Below are 17,997 nucleotides of genomic sequence, written 5' to 3'. Positions count from 1 at the left end.
CCTCCCTGATCGGCGTACATCAATGGCTCTCCTGAGCGTGTTCGTCATTGCGGTCCCTGCCCAGCGGCACCACGTGCGGGGTGCCGGCCACGGGGTCGGCAACGACCAGGCAGCGCAGCCCGAAGACCTCCTCGACCAGCTCGGCCGTGACGATCTGATCGGGGGTGCCTTCGGCGACGACCTGGCCGTCTTTCATGGCGATCAGGTGGGTGCCGAAGCGCGCGGCGTGGTTGAGGTCGTGGAGGACGGCGACCAGCGTGTGGCCGACGTGGTTCAGATCGGTGAACAGCTCCAACAGCTCGATCTGGTGGGTGATGTCGAGGAAGGTCGTGGGCTCGTCCAGCAGCAGGATGTCGGTGTGCTGCGCGAGCGCCATCGCCACCCACACCCGCTGCCGCTGCCCGCCGGAGAGCTCGTCGACGAGCCGGCCCGAGAGGTCGGTGACGGCGGCGGCGTCCATCGCCCTCGACACGGCCTGCTCGTCGTCCTCGGTCCACTGCCGCATGAAGCCCTGATACGGATACCGGCCCCGAGCCACGAGGTCGGCCACGGTGATGCCGTCGGGGGCGATCGAGGTCTGCGGCAGCAGCCCGACCCGCCGCGCCACCTCCTTGGTCTTGAAGGAGTTGATGTCGGCACCGTCGAGGACGACCTGCCCGGTCGACGGTTTCAACAGCCGCGACAGGCCGCGCAGCAGGGTGGACTTGCCGCACGCGTTCGGACCGACGATGACCGTGAACGACTCATCGGGGATCGCCACTGACAGTTCGTGGGAGATGACGCGTTTGTCGTAGCCGATCGTCGCCGACTCCACGTGGAGTCGTGAGCCGCTGGGGGGCGGAGTGAACATGGGTGCGTCTTCCGCTGCCGCGAGACCGGTGATGGTGCTGGTGTGAGTGTTCACAGGCGTCTCCTGGCTTCGGTGAACAGCAGCCAGCCGAGGTAGCCGCCACCGAGCATGACGGTGATGATCCCCACCGGCAGCGGGGTCGGGGCGACGTGCTGGGCGATGAAGTCCGCCGCCAGGCACAGCAGCGCGCCGACGAAGGCGGCGGGTGCGAGGGTGATTCCCGCGGTGCGGGCGAGCCGACGGGCGATCTGCGGCGCGACCAGGGAAACGAACGCGATCGGCCCCGACGCTGCCGTGACCGTAGCCGTCAACGCCACGCCCACCACGACCAGGCCGAGGCGTGCCGCCGGGACGCGTACCCCTTGGGAGGCGGCCGCGTCGTCACCCAGCTCCATCTGCCGCATCGGCCGGCTCAACATCCCCGCCAGCAGCAAGAGCATGAGAACGCATGTGCCGCCGATAACCACCTGATCCCAGGACACGCCATTGAGTGACCCGGCACCCCACGCAGCGGCGGCCATCGCCTGTTCCAGATCGGCTTTGAGTATCAGCCACGTGTTCAGCGACCCCAGCATCGCCGAGACGCCGATGCCGACGATGATCAGGCGAAACCCCTGCACCCCTCGCCGGTAGGCGAGCACATACACGGCGACGGCAGTGGCCATCCCGCCCAGCAACGCCCCGCCGGCCAACTGCACGTAGGTGCCGTTGACGAGGAGGATCACGATCAGTGCGCCGGTGTAGGGGCCCTGGGAGAACCCGATGATGCCGGGGTCCGCGAGCGGGTTGCGCAACATCGACTGGAAGACCGCCCCGCTGACCCCCAGTGCGGCGCCGAACACCAGCGCCGCAGCCACCCGCGGCAGCCGCCACTCGACCACGATGTCGTGCACCAGCCCGGTCTCCCCGCCGGTCAGCGCGGAGACCACCTGCCCCGGGCTGAGCGTGTACGAGCCGGTCATCAGCGCGAACACCGCCACGCAGGCGATCGCGATCGCGAGCACCGCGCAGACGATGACCGAGCGCCACTCGAGCCGCACCGCGACCCTCCAGCGCCGTAACGTCAGCACACGCCGCCCGAAGTCCACCCGCTCCGCGGGAGCCCCGCCCGTCGAACGAGCGCGAGCCAACCGCGACCGGAACGAAACACCCATGGTCACAGTCCGCTCGCCTTTCTCCGCCGCACCAGCGCGATGAGAACGGGGGCGCCGACGAAGGCGGTGACGACACCCACGGGGATCTCACCGGGCCGCATCACGACCCGCCCGAGGATGTCGGAGAGCAGCAGCAGGCTCGGGCCGAGCAGGATGCTGTAAGCGAAGATCCACCCCTGGTGCGGGCCGACGATCCAACGGGCCACGTGCGGAACCATGAGACCGACGAACACGATCGGCCCGGCGATGGCCGTCGCACCCCCGGAGAGGAGGGTGAGCGCGATGATCGCAAGGACGCGGGTACGCGCCAGGCGGACACCCTGGGCAACCGCCAGTTCGTCACCCAGGGCCATCGCGTTGAGCGGGCCGGCCACCACGAACGCCAGAACGAGTGCCACCGCGAAGAACGGCAGGATCGGCCACATCGCCTCCAGCGGGCGGCCCCCGATCGAACCGGCGTTCCACGACCGCAGCGCGTCGAACGCGTCCGGGTTGGTCAATTGGAGGGCGTCCCTGGCGCCCCCGAGCACCGCGCCGACGCAGACCCCGGCCAGCACCATGACCACCGGCGAGGAGCCCTGCCGCGTCGACCCAAGTGCGAGCACCATCAGCGTGACAACCAGCGCCCCCGCGAACGCGAACCACATGTAGCCCTGGACGTCGCGGACGCCGAGCAGCCCCACGGCGACCGTCACCGCGAAGGACGCACCGGCATGGACGCCGAGAATGCCCGGATCGGCCAAGGGGTTGCGGGTGAGCGCCTGGATCAACGCGCCCGACAGGCCGAGCGCGACGCCGACGACCAGACCCACGATCGCGCGCGGCAGCCGGTAGTCGCGGATCGCGAACTGGTCGATGTCGGCCGATGAGTGGAACAGCGCGTCCCACACCACTGACGGCGGGATCGGCGTCGACCCGATCATGACGCTCAGCACCAGCAGGACCAGCAGGACCACCAGCGCGACGACCAGGCCGAGCAGGCGACGACGCGGTCCGGGCACCGTCACGGTGCCCGGACCGTCCTGCCGCAGGGCGAGGGTTGTCACTTCGTGGCGGGGAGGGTCGCCAGTACGCTGGCTAGCGAGTCCAGGTATCGGACGACGGATCCGTAGGCGTTGTTGCCGGGGCAGAAGACTCCGAGCGCGCGACCGGAGCTCACGGCAGGCAGCGCCTTCCAGGTGTTGGTCTCGACCACCGGCACGAAGGGCTCTGTCGGCTGACCCTTGGCGTCGACGGGGTAGGTGATCACGTCGTACTTGGACAGGCTGCCGATCTGCTCGAATGGCAGGGACGTCCAGGCCAGGGGATCGGCGCCGGCGGCCGCCTGAGGGAAGTCCATGCCGACGTCGTCCCTGGCGATCTCGGAGCAACCGATGTCCGCGATGGCGAACGTTCCGGGATCGGACGAGGCCCAGCGGTTGACGTCGACGAACGAGGTCTCGTCGATGATCTTGCGGTAGGTCTCCTGGATCTTCGTGACCTTGCCCTCGAACTCCGCCTTCTGCTGGCCGAACCTGTCCGTCAGGTTGCCGGCCCCCGCGAGTCCGTCGGCGAGGGCCTTCCATTCGGTGTCGAGTCCGAAGAACACGGTCGGGGCGATCGCCTCCAGCCGCTTCTTGATCAGCTCGAACTCGGCATCGGGAATTTGAGCCAGGATGAGGTCCGGCTTCAGGCTGGCGAGTTTCTCCATGTCGACCTCGTCGGCGCTGGGCGCGAGAATCGTGGCCGCCGCATACGTCGCCTGCTGGTCCTCGGGCAACAGCTTGACATCGGAGTCCGACTCCGCCGTGACGCCGATCGGTTTCCCGCCGATGTCGATGAACGGCAGAGTCGTGTTGCCGATCGTGGCTACCCGCTGGGGGTCGGCGGGGACCTCGATCGTGCCGTTGTCGGCCTCGACGCTGCGGGTTTTGGCGGTCGCGTCGCCGGTGTCGTCGCCATCACCGCCGCAGGCGGTGATGGCGAGCGCAGCGCTAAGGACGGTGGCCAGGGCCGCGCCGCGCCGTCTCAGGGGTGTCATGGTCATGGCTGTGTTCTTCTTTCTCTTCGTCGTTCGGGTGAACGTCATTGGGCCTCCGCGGGTACGAGTTCCTGGACGTTGGTGCCCCAGCCGACGGTGTGTGTGGTGCTCCGTTCGAGCCCTGCTCGGGAGATGACGTCGTCGAGCTCGGCGGCGGTGCGTACGCCGGAGCCGTGCACGGTGAGGGCGAGCAGGTCGGCTTCGCCGTCGTGTTCGTCGAGGTCGTCGGTGTCGAAGAGGTCTTCGACCAGCAGCACCCGGCCGCCGGGGAGGAGGTTCTCGGCTGCCCGCCGCAGGGCATGGGCGGCATCGGCATCGGCCAGGGTCTTGAAGGCGCGGATGATGAACACGACGTCGGCTGGCGGGCTGGGCTCGAAGACGGACTGCTCGACCACGCTGACACGCGCGCGCTGCTGCTCGTCTGGGATGCTGTCGAGCAGGTCGCGGCGCAGCCAGTCCGACTGTGCGGGCAACGCGCAGATCGTTACCCGGAGGTTCTCGTGGGCGGCGACGAACTCGCGGGCCTGGGCGCCCGCGCCGCCGGAGTGGAGCACCAGGTGCCGGACACCGTTGAGGATGTCGGACGTGGCGATCGGCTCGGCCAGCGTCGCCTGGAACTTCGCCAGTCGTTCCAGGTAGCGATCCTCGTAGTCCTGTTCGGCCCGTACCTCTGCATAGGTCTGCCCGGTGACCGAGGCGTATGACGGCTGGCCGGTGCGGATCGACTCGGTGAGCCCGTAGATGCCGAGCATCTCGCGCCCCGCCACCCCGGCGGGGTGCAGGAAGTCGGCCATGAACTCGACGGTCAGGACCTCACCCACTGTCGTCAGGCCGTAGTGGCCCGGTTCGGTCTCGGTCAGGACGTCCAGGGCGTGCAGGTAGCGCAGCAACTTGCCCAGCGCCCGCGCATCGGCACCCGCCTTGACGGCCAGGTCCTTCACGGCGTTCACGCCACGGGAGATCAGCTCGGGAACGCCCAGCTCGACGGCGGTGCGGATCGCCACCGGTGCAATCAGCTCGGTCAGATCGTGGAGCTTCTCCAACGGGGTTCTCGTCTTCACGGGATCGGGCACCGCCCCGTCGGCCTCCAGCGCGACGACCTCGCCGCGACGCCAGTACCCGATGAACTCGATGTCCTCCTTGGACACTCCTCGGTCCTCGACCAGATGACGCCGGATGTTTCGCACCGTCGCCTGTTCCCCGGCGACCCACGCGAACGGCCTGCCGTCCCACCAGCCGCAGTTCCTGACCGCATCCACCAGATGGGTGGTCGTGCCGGCCGCGGCGCCGTCGCGCACGAGCCAGGTCACCTCGACGCCGGGCAGCTCACGCAACTTCTGGCGGTATTCTTTCTCGGCGACCTCGATGAACACCTGCGCCCTCGTGCCCTCCGGCAGCTCTTCGAGCAGGCGGGAGATCGCGGGGATCGTCGTGTCGTCTCCGGCGACCAGCAGCCAGTCCGCATCCCGCGGGAGCGCCCGCGACGAGCTCGGGCCGAAGAAGTGGATGCGATCGCCGACCTGGGCGCGGTACGCCCAGGTGGTGCCGACGCCGATGCCGTGCTTGACAAAGTCGACGTCCAACTCGCCAGTCTTGGGCTCCCAGCGACTCACGGTGTAGATCCTCGACAACGGCCGCGGATCTCTCGGCAGGTCCAGGCCCTTCTCCTTCTGCACCGGCAGCACCGGCTGGGCCTGGCTGGGGTAGCGGAAAACCAGCCGGATGTCGTCGTCGAAGCCCGTCGAGTCGAACGCCGGCTGAGCGAAGCCGTTCGCCGAGGTGAACTCGCGCAGCTGCTCGCCGGCCAACGTGATACGCCGCATCCCCGGCGTCAGGTCCCGCACACGTACGACCTCGACCTCTCGCAAGGTCAACGGGTGCACGGTGATCCGGCGTGAGGTCTTCGGCATGTTGAGACAGCTCTTTCCGATCGCTACGAAGGTGACCAGGCCGCGCGCCATGATCGACACAAGGACCGGTGCTAATGTTAGGCAATCCTAACTTCGCATGGTGTGCGTAGATCGCCATATAGTTAGGACATGGTGGGGTGGATCCAGCTCCGCTGGGCACGAGTCGACCGCCGCCGATTCCTCGAGTGCGGTCGGGCGGCCTATGGGATCAGCCCGAGCATCTCCTGCTTTGGGTCCGTACCGGCTCGGCATGCGTCCGGATGGAGGGCAATCCGGAGTTTCGGCTCGCCGAAGGCGAGGGTGTCTGGATTCCGGCGGACAGGGGCAACCGATGGACAGTCGTCACTGAGCCAGGCACGGTCGCCTTCCCGTTGTTGACACATCCGAGTATCGCGGCCGGGGCCTTGCCGGAGCCGAGGCGGTTCGTGATTCCCGATGGCTGGCAGGACTGGCTGATCCAGGGCTTCAACCTCATGGTCACGCCGCTGACCGGCCACGGATACTCCCAGGATGCGCTCGTCGATCTTCTCCGCGGCTCCGGTCGGCGACCGCCTGCGCGAAGCGAGGGCACCCGGACGTGCGCGGTCGATCCGCCGGTCATGCCGAGAGCCGGCGGGGCCCGAGAAGTGGCCGACGAACTGCTTCGGAATCCCGCGCTCGACCTCACCGTCACCGAATGGGCGGCACGGGTGCTGTCCAGCCCGCGTACCCTGCTCCGCGACTTCCGCGGTGACACCGGGCTGACCTTCGAGCAGTGGCGGCTGCGCTGCCGGTTGAGCGCGGCTGTCGAGTACATGGCAGCCGGCTACGGCGTCGGTCAGGTGGCGGCACGAGTGGGTTTCGCCACTCATAGCGGTTTCACTCGCGCGTTCAAGCAGCAATTCGGGCTGACCCCTCACGAGTTCAGCCGGGCCCTCTCCGCCCGGCCTGTCGCGAGTGGGCTGACGCAACGCCCGGCGGCGGCACGCCAGGCCGACAACCTGATGCGCATGATGCGCGCGAAGGACACGCCCACTGCGCCTGACATGCTGCCCGCGGCTCGCACGCCGTCGCATACGAACAACGTCCACGTGCTCATCTGGACGTATCGCGGCAGCGGATATCTGGACATCGGCGATCACCGCTACGAACAGGAACGAGGCGTCGCGACCTGGATCCCCGCGGGCTCGGAGCACACCACGGGTGTTCGCGAGAACTCGATCTCCCTGCCGCTCGGGAACGCCAGCACCGGCGACCTTCAACTGACCGAGCCGCTGCAGGCCCAGTTCTCGCCCGCCTGGGACGACTACCTGATGTTCTGCTCCATCAGCGCCCGCACCCCCTTGCGTCCGGACGACTACAACCCCAGCCATATCCTCGATCTGTTCGCCGATCGGGTCGCTGCGCAGCAAGCGCTGTCGCTACCGATGCCGACCGACTCACGGGCACGGGGAGCGGCCATGGACTACCTGCGCCGCATCGGCACTTCCGGCGGGTCAGGCCTCGACGTGTCCGCCGACGTCCACCGGACCTTCCGCGAACAGACCGGTATGAGCTTCGCCCGGTGGTGCTACGCCGCCCGCATGCGCATCGCCCGAGACATGCTCGCCGGCGGTGCCAAGCCCAGCGCCGTCTCACGCCGCGTCGGCTACGCCCACCTGCCGACCTTCAGCGCCGCCTTCACTCGCTTCCACGGACTATCACCACGCGACTATCAGGCGCACGAGACCGAGAAAGCCTGACCCACATTTCGTGTGTCAGCAGGCGTGATCCTTGTCCTCGTAGATGAGGTGGACCGGTGAGGTAGCGCAGTCGGCCTTGCCCTTGACCGACCGACCCGCTCGGGTCCAGGAAGCGGCTCCGGGTGCCGGGATGGTGATCTCGGGCTCGGTGTTGGTGATCATCGACATGGTCACCCTCGACGGTCTCGCCGCCGCCCACCGCCAGCGCCCTGCTCGACCAAGCGGGCCTGACCGGAACCACGCTCGCCCGACCCACACCGTGACGAAGCTTGAGAACACTCGCCCATCATCGCCCGCATCAGTGTGGGCGGCGATCCAGCCGTTCTCGGTCTCGAAGGGCCGCGTCTTCACCAGCGTTTCGGTACGCGTTTGCTCCCGCGTCTCGCAGATGGGAAAGTGGCAAACCCAGAACCAGAATCCCCTCGTTGATCGCCTTCGGCGCGCGCCTCGACGACAAGGTGCCCACCCTCGTATTCCAGCGACACCGCACCGACCGCGCCAACGCGTGGACCTGGCCGACAGAGTAGCGGCCGCCGATCACGTTCGACGTCACGCGCGTCCGCGCGGGCGACTCCCAGCAATCCGTGGCCCTGGTCGTCAACCTCTCCGGCTCGATCCCTCTTGAGGACCTCCCAGAAAGGATCTTGGCAGGCCATCACATATACCAGATCACGGTAAACCCGCCCGCAGACTCGGAGCCAACGCTGATCTCGTCGGCGGCAGACCTGGCATCTTTCGAGGGCATCATGCGCAAGTTCCTCGCGTCCGTCGAGGCCGATCATGGTCGGATCGACGCCATCGACCTGTTCCCTGCCGTTGGTGTGTCGGCGGCAGTCACCATCGGCCAGGTACTCATGCCACATGTATCGTCCGCCTGGAACATCCACGACAGAGGTGACGACGAGGGCTTCTTCCATGCGCTTCGCGTAAAGCGATAGGCGGCGGAGGTGGCGCCGCCTGCGAGCTCGTACCAACCGTTTCATCAGATCGATGGAGGCAAGCCGGGCGGCTCACGCCTTCGAACGACCCTAGGGATCGCCGCGGTCGGGCACGCGTGTCCGCCAGCCTGTACACGCTCCACAAGCGACGATTACCTCGAACCACGAGTCTGACCCACCGATGTCGAACGGCCGGGTGGAGGAGATGACCAGTCCCAACCCCAACCACATGATCGAATACTGCGGTGACGTACTGCCCCACATGCTGACCACCGCCTGCGGAGTCGACCCCGACCTCGCCTTGCGCATCGGCCAAGACATCCTGCAACGGGCCGAAGCGCTGGCCAGCATGCCAACACGCGACCAAGACGTGCTGATCGCCCCGTTCGTCGAGGAAGTGTTCGACCACAAGCCGCTCGACACCTCATTGGATCTCAAGGCAAAGGTCACCCTGGTGGTCCGCAACAGCCTGCTCGAACAGGCCCACCACATCGGGCAGCTCACCTCGGGGATCATCCCGGCCACCGAGTACGCTGCCGGCCCGCTCTCGCATTTCCTCGCCGCGCGACGCCGCAACCCCGTCGACTACCGCGGCCCCAACCCTTTCACCGCACTGGCCGCCCGCTATCCCCGCGCCTGGGCATGCCTGGACGCGTTGACCGTGGCCTTCGCCGATGGCGGCAGGCAGCCGCTTCGCCTACCTATTGCCTCGATTCCCGGCCTTCCCACCGGTGACGAGTTGGCCACCGCAGCACCGGCCACCCACGACGAGACCGCCATGGTGTTCAGCGCGATCGACCCGCGTTTCGACCAGCACCTGATGAACCTGCTCGGCAAGGCGACCGGCGGCGACTTCGTCGCGTGCACGTCTGCCTTGAGCCGGTACTCCCGTAACAGTCAGAAACTGCACTACACCCTGGAGTTCCTGCTCGCTCACCACGCCACCATCTTGACCACCAACTACCTGATCCGACCCAACGACGTCTGGGTACGCCGCGGCACCCTCGTCAAACCCAACAGCAGCAACCCCACCGCCGGAATCGCACAAACCCGCGGCCTGACCGGCACCCACCGCAAACTCGCACAGACCATCACCGTCTACCACCTCACGCCATGACACGTCGCGGACCTCAAGACGCGGCAAGACCTCGGCCCACCTTGCCTCCGTCACTTCGCCAGTCGGACTCCGGCCGACCACGACGCCGTTCGTCCGACGCAGACCCCGCCTCGAGTAACGGCGACCGGCTTCCGCAGTCCCGGCTTCCGCTTCCCCCTCTACTTCCGCTATGGCGTCCTCGGGTTCGGAGCCGCCGGACCAGGCGACCGCGTGGTCTGCCGCGAGGTGGGTGAAGTTGGGTACGGTGCTGCGGCCGGCGAACTCGGTGTGCACCTGAATGCCCGCCTGCAAGCCCTTGTGGGCCAGGGTCTGACGGCCGTTCGCGGCCGGGGCCTGTGGGGCCGGAATCGACATCGACCCGGCCCTGATGACCGGCCGCCAGGCCGCCAAAGCCCTTATGCACCAAGGCGTACCGGTCAAGGAGACCCACGGCTCAAACCTGCGCCTCGCCCGCCACTGGCCGTCACCGAGTCCGAAATAGACCTCGTCATCGACCAGCTCGAAGCCGTTGTTCCGGTCTCGAAGGCAGGTCAAGCGCGGCCAATTCATAAGACGTTTCCGGGCCCCGCACGATGAGACTGACGTGCGCGGCCGCAGTTACTCGCGCATATAGATAGTCGGGCTGCCGGGATCCTACCCGACAGCCCGATAGGTTCAGGAGTCGCGGCCACTCAGTCGAGTACCCGCACGACGTCCGCTCCATTTGCCTCCAGCCATTCGGCCGCGGCATCCGAAGCCACGCGCGGTGTGACGACATCGCCTTGCAGAATTGATGGATGCTGCCGAGGGGCTGCCCAGCTCAGCGCTGACCCCATCAGCCCCATCCCAACACCGCTGGCGAGCAATACGATGGCCAACTCTTGACGACCATCCACAGTCAGGGTCAAGGCACCGGCCAACAGCAGTGCTGCCGCGGTTACCCCGCCCCAAAGGCCGCTCCCGACCAACACTCTCGCATTCCTGAAGCGCCAGGCATGCTTAGGCCCCACAGGGAGATCAAATCGAACCCCGCGGCCGTTGCGAATAGGAGTGGCGACAATCTCGACGCCTTGTGCACCATCAACAACGGAACGTGAAGGTAGACGTGTCGCAATACCACCTCTGACGAGGACGTCGTTCCGTCTCATGCACACCCCCAGCCGGTCTTAGCCACATAGAGAAGCGGTGGTGGATATTGTGCTTCCGCCTTGAAGCTTATGCGGACGCCATTTTGTGCCTTGCATCGAAGTATATATGCGGCACCCAGGACGAGAACCGCCATCCCAAGGGCATTGCCGATTACGTTGAACAATGCTCCAAGCGTCTTCCCGAGGGCCGTAACAACGATGTGGGGGAAGTTGGCGAGAAGTCCTATGAACGCGCTTATCAATCTGAAGAACGCCGCGAGGATTCCCATTACAGTCAAGCCCGTGGTGACATCGTTGTGGGTGAGGAAGCAGGTGAAGTTGACCCTGGCAAGGTATTTCTTATAGGTGCTCCTCCACGGCAGCCCCCAATGACGCTTCACCTCGGTCCATCTACGCTTGCTATCAATCCGGCAGCCCATGTCACCCGAAATATCATCGTTGTTGACACCATCGCCGCAGACATACTCGTACGCGTTGCAGTTGCCTCCCCAAATACGGTCCACGGATAGGAACCGCCCGCTGCCTGGCGCGTAGAGACGGGAGCCCATAAGGATCAGGCCGCCCGGAGTTCCTGAGGCCCGCTGAGAAGCGCCGAGCCAGCCATACCTGCGGCTCCCCGCGTCGGCAGGGTTGCGAGGCGTGCCGCCTTCGGTTTGTTCGCTGACATAGGTCAGCCCGGTGCCGGTTTCTGGCATGCCTGCCACGACATCGCCATGCAGGTTGACGATCACCCAGCACTCGCCGGCGGTGGCGGTGTGCATGGCGGCCATCCCGTTGAGACCCGCTATGGCGCGAGTGTAGTTGACACCATCGCCCTCATCTGTCCAAACAGGGTTGTCGCCGTCATCGCCATAGTGGTTGGTTTTGGTGACAATGGCTCCGGTCTTGTTGTCAGTCCAGGAGCGGAACCTGTTGGCGACCACGTCGAGGGTATAGACGGTGGTCCGGGTATCTTGGTTGATTGATCGAGCCATGTCGTTGGCGTGGTAGGTCATGGTGTTGGTGCCGCCGCCGGGGATGGCGGTGTCCGTGCCTGGCATGGTCAGTGTCCGGCCAAGCGTGTCGTAGGTGTAGCCGTTGTTGATCGCGCGGTCGGCGGTGTCGTAGCTCCACGTGGTGGCGCCTGACGCCGTGGTGGTTTGGCAGGCTCCGCCGCCGCCGGGTCCGTAGTTGGTCTGGCCGGTCCGGTTGGTGGCGGTGTCGAAGCTGTAAACCCTTGTGGCGCATTGCCCACCGACCCTGTCGGCGACCTTGGCGAGCCGGCCCGCCTTGTCATAGCTGTAGGTTTGGCTGGACAGGCTCGACACCCGGGTCATGACCTGGCCGTGCACCCCGATCGTGTTGGTCTCGCTGTACAGGGTGCAGTCGGGCAGGCCGCAGCCGGGTTGGACGTAGGTCAACCCGACGGCCGCGCCGGTCTCGTCGTAGGTGGTGGTGACGTTGACGCCGTTGGGCCATGTCTGGGTGACAAGGTTGCCGTCGGCGTCGTAGACGCCGGTGAGCTGGCCCACGTTGGAGTCCACGACCGAGGTCGCGAGCCCGCGCGGCTCAAGGGTTTCGTTGTAGGTGTAGGTGCGGGTCGCCTTGCCGTCGTTGACGACCAGCGGCCGGCCGGCGATGTCGTAGGTGGTCGTGGAGGTGTTGTTGTCGGCGTCCTGGTACGAGGTCAGGCGTCCCAGGGTGTCGTAGCTCCGCACGATCTCGGCGGTGACGTTGTTGCTGCCGTCGAGGGTCTGGGTCTTGACCGCTTGGCCGGTGGCCTGATCATAGACGGTCTGCCGGGTTTGGAGCGGCTCGCCCAGACCCGGCGCGGACACGGTGGCGCGCGAGGCTCGTCCGGCCGAGTCGTAGGTGACCGTGGTGGTTCGCAGCGTGCCCGCCGTGGTCGACTCTGTCGCCACCGCGGTCTGCTGGTACCGGTCATAGGTGGTTGTCGTTGTGGGCAGTTGCGCCCCGGTTCCCGGCTGCCCGCCCGGCTTGGTCAGGCAGACGAGGCCAGCCCACTCCGGCCGGCCGCCGCACTGGGGGTAGGTCGCGTCGGCGCCGACGCTGTAGTAGACGGTCACCCGGGTGGAAGGGCTGGTGTCGACGCTGCCACCGGCGGGATTGGTCTGCGTGACCACCCGTTGCTGGGAGTCGTAACCGGTGCGCGTGGCCAAGGCCAGCCCGCCCGGGTCCACGATGGACTTTGTGGGCCGCTCGGTCGCCCAATCATACTCGGTCGTCTCGAGCCGGTGATCGTAGGTGAGTACCGTCCCGTCCGGCATGGGACGAACTCCTTGGGTGAGTTCGCTGGTCACCAGGTCGAAGACGTCACCGGTCGCTGGCGCACCCTCGTCGTAGCTGTACTTCGTCTCCACTCGCCCCGACATCAGCGCGCCGCTGTCAAGGCGGATTAGTCGCCAGGGCTGCAAGGCGGCTGTGCTACGACGCCCGTCCGGGCTGTACCTCGTCAGGGTCGACAACCCGAAGGCGTACACCGCCTCGGTGCCCGGGTCGTCGGTAGCGGAGTATCCCAGCGCCCGCACACGGTTGCCCTCGGTCAGCTCCTGCACCACGTTGCCGTAGACGTCGTACCACGTGGCGTCGAGGTGCCCGCCGGGGCTAAGCCGGTTGACGACGCGCCCGTTGGCGTCCATGTAGGTCACCGATGCCTTCGTCCACGACGACGGCATCACGCCGGTGGCCTGGTGGCCATCGGGGATCTGTGTCGGCGGGAAGACGGCGGTAGCATCTGTCGGCAGTTGAAGTTGCGTCGACCACCGGCTCACGTTGGCCGCAGACATGTCGAACGGCGCACCGGACCCGGACAGTGGCGCACCGTAAACCACGGTGGTCTGGGAGGTGCCCGCGGTCAGGGCCGAGCGGGTCACGTTGGCCAGACGGCCCTTGTTCGCGTCGCCCGGAACCGTGGTATAGCTGAGGTTCCACGGTTCCTGTGCCCCGGGGGTGATTTTCGCCAGTATCCCATCAGTGTTGTAAGAGTACTTGACCTTCACCTGGTGAACGCCCTCGTCCATCCAATCCAGACGCGGATCCCACACCTCGCGCAGGTGACCAAGAGTGTCGTAGGCGTAATGGGTGACCTCGATCGCGTTGACATTGCCCGCCGCCGGATCCCAGGACCACACCTTCACCGCGCGCACGCGCTCGGCGAAGTCGCCCAAAATCGTTGCGGTGGCGGTGGTCATCACCGCGTAGTCGTATTCGAGCACTCGGCAGCCCCTGGCCGGCACGGCCGCGGTGCAGTCGCCTATACCACTCTCGGTCGGTGCTATCACCCGTTTGAGGATCGCCCGGTCGTCGGCGGTTTCATACAGATACGTCGTGGTGCTTGGCGACTGTGCCGTCCATGTCCGGCTCATTACCCATTTCCCCGCGATCACCTGGGTGAACTCCACCACGGTGCCGTCGTCGTCGGAGAGCCGGTAATGGTCGGCGTCCACCGCGGCCAGCGTCATGTCCTCGGCGCCCGGCTGGGGAAGAACGTCCCGCTGGTCGACCTGCCGAAGGTGAGGTAGCTGCCGTTGGCGGAGTTGACCTTCACCACGTCGGCGGAAGGGAACTCCAGCCCGGTGTAACTCACCCCGGCCGGGCCGCCCCCGGCGCTCGACGACCACTGCGGGCCGAACGGTGCGATTATTTCCCTGACCGACAGGTTGTCCCAGAAGACGACCTTGCCAGTACCGGCGGGCTGCCCATTGTAGACCCGAATGAACGCCTCGGTGGCACCGGCCGGGATGGTGAAGTCGACCGACAACTCCTGCCAACCGTCCACAAACGTTGCCTTCGGCGACGGGAATTCGACGTATCCGGAGCCGGCGTTCGCGTACGCGACGATCCGCTGTCCGCTGCCGTAAGGGGGGTTTATGCTGGTGGCGGCGGGCACGTAGATCCAGCCCGTTGCCCGGTAACGCTTACCCGCCTGCATTCCCAGCCGCATACCACCCGTGTCGCCTCCGACGGCGGCGTAGGTGTTGCCGACGGTACTGGTCGCCGGGGTGATCTCCAGTGACTCGTTGGAGCCGCCCTGGCCCCGACCGGTGACGACGCGGATAGTGCTCAAACCGGCCGAGTACTGAGAAAGGTCGGTGGCCTGCTGCCCGGCGGTGGTCAGCCGTTCCTTCTGCGGGACACGGCCGGCCTGGTTGTCGCGTGTGGACAGTGTCCGTGCGGTGCCGAGGCCGAAGGCGCTCGCATCGGCGCCACCGACGTTGACCTCGCCCGTGATCAGGTTGACCGAACCCGGGCCGACGTCAACCCGCGCCGCGCCGGACGCTGCCGGGTCGACATTGATGGTGATCCACTGTGTGTTGTAGCTGGTCTCCACCTCGGTGAAAACCATGTTGTCCGCGCCGATGCAGGTGTAGAGGACGATCAGCTGGCCGTTGCTGTACGGCGCGCCACCCGAAATGTTCAGGCACTTGCCGCTGCTCGGGTTGCGGATCTGGCCGTCCGCCAGGCGCTCGAACTTCTGGTTCGCGCCCCCATGGCAGTCAAACAACCAGATTGGTGTGCCATCCGCCGTGCCGCCGTTGGCGACGTCGAGGCACCGTCCGGAGATGGGGTTGACGATGGAACCGCCGGGTCTCAGCTCAAACCTCTGGTTCGTGCCGCCGTGGCAGTCATGCATGTTCAGCGGGGTCGTGTTCGTCTGACCGAAGTTCAGAAGGTCGAGGCATCGCCCGGAGCTGGGATGCTGCACGCTCAGGTCGGGCCGGAACCCGCCGTTGCCGTAAAGCCGAGCCCGCACCTGGGCAACGCCGCCGACGCTGCCGAGGGTGTCGGTCGCGTTCCATACCCCGTAATTGCCGAGGCTGGAGATCGTCACCGGCTGCCCCGCCCCGCCGCTGACCGGCTGCCCGGCGGCGGTGGTCAGGTTGGTCCACGGGATGTCGTACTCCGGTGCACCCGGACCCCGCCGGACCTGGAAGCGAGCGCGCGTGTACGCGGCGTCCCCATCCACGTCAAGGTTGGTGCGCTTGAATACGTTGGCACCCGGTCGTGGCTGACTCAGACCGGCTAGGCCGACGTTGAAGATGTACTTCGCTTGGTTTGAGACGTTGCCGGCCACATCCTTCGCCGTGACCGTGAGGGTCCGGACCCCGTCCTCGGTCGGCTTGACATCGATGTCCACCGCCGCTGCGGCGCTTACCGTGGTACTCGTGGACTCGTTGTCCATCTGGTAGGTGAACGAGGCCAGACCGGCCGTGGGGACTCCCGGAGTGATCGTGAATTTCCCTTGCTGGCCGTAACCACCGTGACCCCAGGTGTTGTGGGTGCTCGTCTGCGGGTACATGCCGTCTTTGCTGGTGACGATCGGCGTGCCTGGCTTGATGGTGTCGACGGTGAACTCGCACCAGCTCGTCCATTCCGAGGTGGGACTGCCCGAGGGATCCGCGCCCATCGCCCGCCAGGAGTAAGTGCCGCCTTCGCTCAGCGCCGCCGCAGGCACGGTCACCTTCGCCACGGAGCCGTTCGGGACGTTGTTCACCGTTTGCGAGCCGATGATCGCCCCGCCGGTGACCCACCACTCGAACGTCACGTTTGCTGGTGCGCTGTCCGAGTCGGTCACGGTCGCCGCAAGCTGCGGCGTCTTGGACGTCACATATGGCCGGTTGCTGCCGCTGACGCAGGAGCCGGAGGCGCCGCTGGGTGAGGTGTCGACGTCGGACAGTTGCGGCGGATCGTTCCAGTTGATCATCACGTGCGGCAGCGTCCCGGAGTCAAGGGACTTGAACTCCTTGTAGAACACGTTGGTGTGGCGGTCGACCGGTGTCAGAGCAAGGGTGAAGGTGCCCCAGTTGTGGGCGATGGCGAACCGGTATGCCTCGGCGGCGTCGGCCTCGAGCCACCTTCCGGTGCAGCCGCCCGACGCTTGCAGCGACTTACCGAAGGCCGCGGACGGTGGCGTGGTGCCGAAACCGCTCCCATCCTTGCCGATGATGTTGCCGTAGACGTCATATAGGTCTGGGCGGGAGTTCCAGGTAGTGGATTCGTTCGCATTGGTGACGGGGACGAACAGCAGGTAGTCATCGTTCGCGCAGCGAGATGCGGCAATGCTCCACATCTTGAGCGTGGCAAAGTTGACCGTGGCCCGGCGCATGTCGGCAGCGGTGACATTCACATACGCCATGCGCTGCGTGACGCCCGAGTTCTGGGTGCCGATGGCCAGCGTCGTATCGTCATCGTAGGGAGAAGTCTGGCCCATCATCACATAGGTGTCGAAGTGTGCGTCCTGCTGCTCGTAGGGATCGATGGTGATGGGGAAGGAGCGCGCCGGGTCGTTGAGCCAGGCCATCTCGGCCGTGAGCGTGGCGACGCGCTTCTTCGCGTCGAGGCTCAGGCCCACCCGCTTGACGCTGGCCGATTCCCGGTCGCCGCGTTCCCTTGCAGCGTCCCACATCAGCGGTGCGGGTGCGCTGCCGACTCGCTTGCCCGCCTTGTCCCTGAAGACCAGACCACCCCGGCCGTCGGGCTCGGCCGGCGGGCCGAGCATCCGAAGGGCTCTCAGCGCAGCGGGCACATGGGCCACCGCAGCCCGGTCCTTGACGATGAACGACTGCTCGTACCCGTAGCGGCGCACCTCCACCACGATGTCGATACCCGGGTACACCTCGGGATAGGTGGCGACGGACTCACGCAGCACCGGCTCGGGCAGCTTGCCCTCGAACTCAAGCGACAGCTTGCCCTCACCCGAACCCAGCGCGGCAAGTTCCTTACCGCCCGCCCCGGCGAGCGTGACCCCACTGGCATGGGCCTTGGGCGCCACCGAGCCGTCTGATCGGCGCTCCAGCTCGAGATTGACGTCGACCCACTGGCCGTCGCGCTGGAAACGCGCCACCCCAAGGGATTTTTCGGACGTGTACGACCCGTCGGCCTCCGCCCATACCACTGTAGTTTCGGAGCGCAGGTCGAGGACCTCGACCTTGCCGCCGCACTGCCGCGCGGCGAACATCGCGGATGCCTTGTCCAGGCGGGACGTCGGGCAGGGCGGTTTGTTACCCGCCTCCACCAGCGGACCATACTTCGCCGGCGCGGGCGCGGCGAACACCGGCTGTTCCGCCGCCGTCGCCACCAAGATGAGACAGAGTCCAAAAAGGATAGACCGACGCCACATGCGCTGTTGCATTTGCACACCCCCGTGGTGATAGAAATTC

General features: G+C 66.5%; 11 protein-coding genes and 1 pseudogene. 4 read left to right on the top strand and 8 right to left on the bottom strand.

The features are described from left to right. Nucleotides 1-19 precede the first annotated feature (19 nt). The 5 genes from Prum_RS33775 to Prum_RS33755 form a co-directional block, all read right to left on the bottom strand. On the bottom strand, nt 20-850 hold the full coding sequence (locus Prum_RS33775; protein WP_173084438.1) for an ABC transporter ATP-binding protein: 831 nt from the start codon (nt 848-850) through the stop codon (nt 20-22). Nucleotides 851-900: 50 nt separating this feature from the next. Then, entirely contained in the window at nt 901-1,890 is a 990-nt protein-coding gene (locus Prum_RS33770) for a FecCD family ABC transporter permease (RefSeq protein ID WP_246278262.1), read from the bottom strand. Between the two features lie 116 nt (nt 1,891-2,006). Further along, entirely contained in the window at nt 2,007-3,050 is a 1,044-nt protein-coding gene (locus Prum_RS33765; protein ID WP_246278261.1) for a FecCD family ABC transporter permease, read from the bottom strand. Further along, a complete protein-coding gene (locus Prum_RS33760; RefSeq protein WP_218577453.1) occupies nt 3,047-4,024 on the bottom strand; it encodes an ABC transporter substrate-binding protein in 978 nt (325 codons plus the stop codon). The genes Prum_RS33765 and Prum_RS33760 overlap by 4 nt, the downstream gene beginning before the upstream one ends. Nucleotides 4,025-4,068: 44 nt before the next feature. Further along, the gene (locus tag Prum_RS33755; RefSeq protein WP_246278260.1) at nt 4,069-5,898 is read right to left on the bottom strand and encodes a siderophore-interacting protein; all 1,830 of its coding nucleotides are present in this window, start codon (nt 5,896-5,898) and stop codon (nt 4,069-4,071) included. 296 nt (nt 5,899-6,194) lie between these two features. Here Prum_RS33755 and Prum_RS33750 point away from each other — a divergent pair, with 296 nt between their 5' ends. Beyond that, the gene (locus tag Prum_RS33750) at nt 6,195-7,655 is read left to right on the top strand and encodes a helix-turn-helix domain-containing protein (protein ID WP_218577452.1); all 1,461 of its coding nucleotides are present in this window, start codon (nt 6,195-6,197) and stop codon (nt 7,653-7,655) included. A 15-nt stretch (nt 7,656-7,670) separates the two neighbouring features. Here Prum_RS33750 and Prum_RS33745 read toward each other — a convergent pair whose 3' ends face one another. Then, the gene (locus Prum_RS33745) at nt 7,671-7,817 is read right to left on the bottom strand and encodes a hypothetical protein (protein WP_173080151.1); all 147 of its coding nucleotides are present in this window, start codon (nt 7,815-7,817) and stop codon (nt 7,671-7,673) included. Nucleotides 7,818-8,191: 374 nt separating this feature from the next. On the opposite strand from Prum_RS33745, the gene Prum_RS33740 reads away from it, so the two are divergent. From Prum_RS33740 to Prum_RS52300, 3 genes and pseudogenes are all read left to right on the top strand, one after another. Then, nucleotides 8,192-8,593 carry an SAVED domain-containing protein gene (locus tag Prum_RS33740; RefSeq protein WP_173084434.1) on the top strand — a complete coding sequence of 134 codons (402 nt, stop codon included), beginning with the start codon at nt 8,192-8,194 and terminating at the stop codon, nt 8,591-8,593. 262 nt (nt 8,594-8,855) lie between these two features. Further along, nucleotides 8,856-9,710 carry a hypothetical protein gene (locus Prum_RS33735; protein ID WP_173080149.1) on the top strand — a complete coding sequence of 285 codons (855 nt, stop codon included), beginning with the start codon at nt 8,856-8,858 and terminating at the stop codon, nt 9,708-9,710. A 252-nt stretch (nt 9,711-9,962) separates the two neighbouring features. Beyond that, nucleotides 9,963-10,286, top strand: a pseudogene (locus Prum_RS52300) (aminotransferase class III-fold pyridoxal phosphate-dependent enzyme); the annotation flags it as partial. Between the two features lie 547 nt (nt 10,287-10,833). Here the strand turns inward: Prum_RS52300 and Prum_RS33730 are convergent. Together Prum_RS33730 and Prum_RS33725 are read right to left on the bottom strand one after the other, a co-directional pair. Continuing rightward, nucleotides 10,834-14,298: an RHS repeat-associated core domain-containing protein gene (locus Prum_RS33730; protein WP_173080147.1), complete on the bottom strand. Its 3,465-nt coding sequence runs from the start codon at nt 14,296-14,298 to the stop codon at nt 10,834-10,836. Further along, nucleotides 14,295-17,915: an RICIN domain-containing protein gene (locus Prum_RS33725; RefSeq protein WP_246278652.1), complete on the bottom strand. Its 3,621-nt coding sequence runs from the start codon at nt 17,913-17,915 to the stop codon at nt 14,295-14,297. The genes Prum_RS33730 and Prum_RS33725 overlap by 4 nt, the downstream gene beginning before the upstream one ends. Nucleotides 17,916-17,997 lie beyond the last annotated feature (82 nt).

The sequence above is a fragment of the Phytohabitans rumicis genome, from assembly GCF_011764445.1.
Lineage (GTDB): Bacteria > Actinomycetota > Actinomycetes > Mycobacteriales > Micromonosporaceae > Phytohabitans > Phytohabitans rumicis.
Note: the sequence above shows the minus strand (reverse complement) of the source record. Positions and strands in the feature narration are given on the sequence as shown.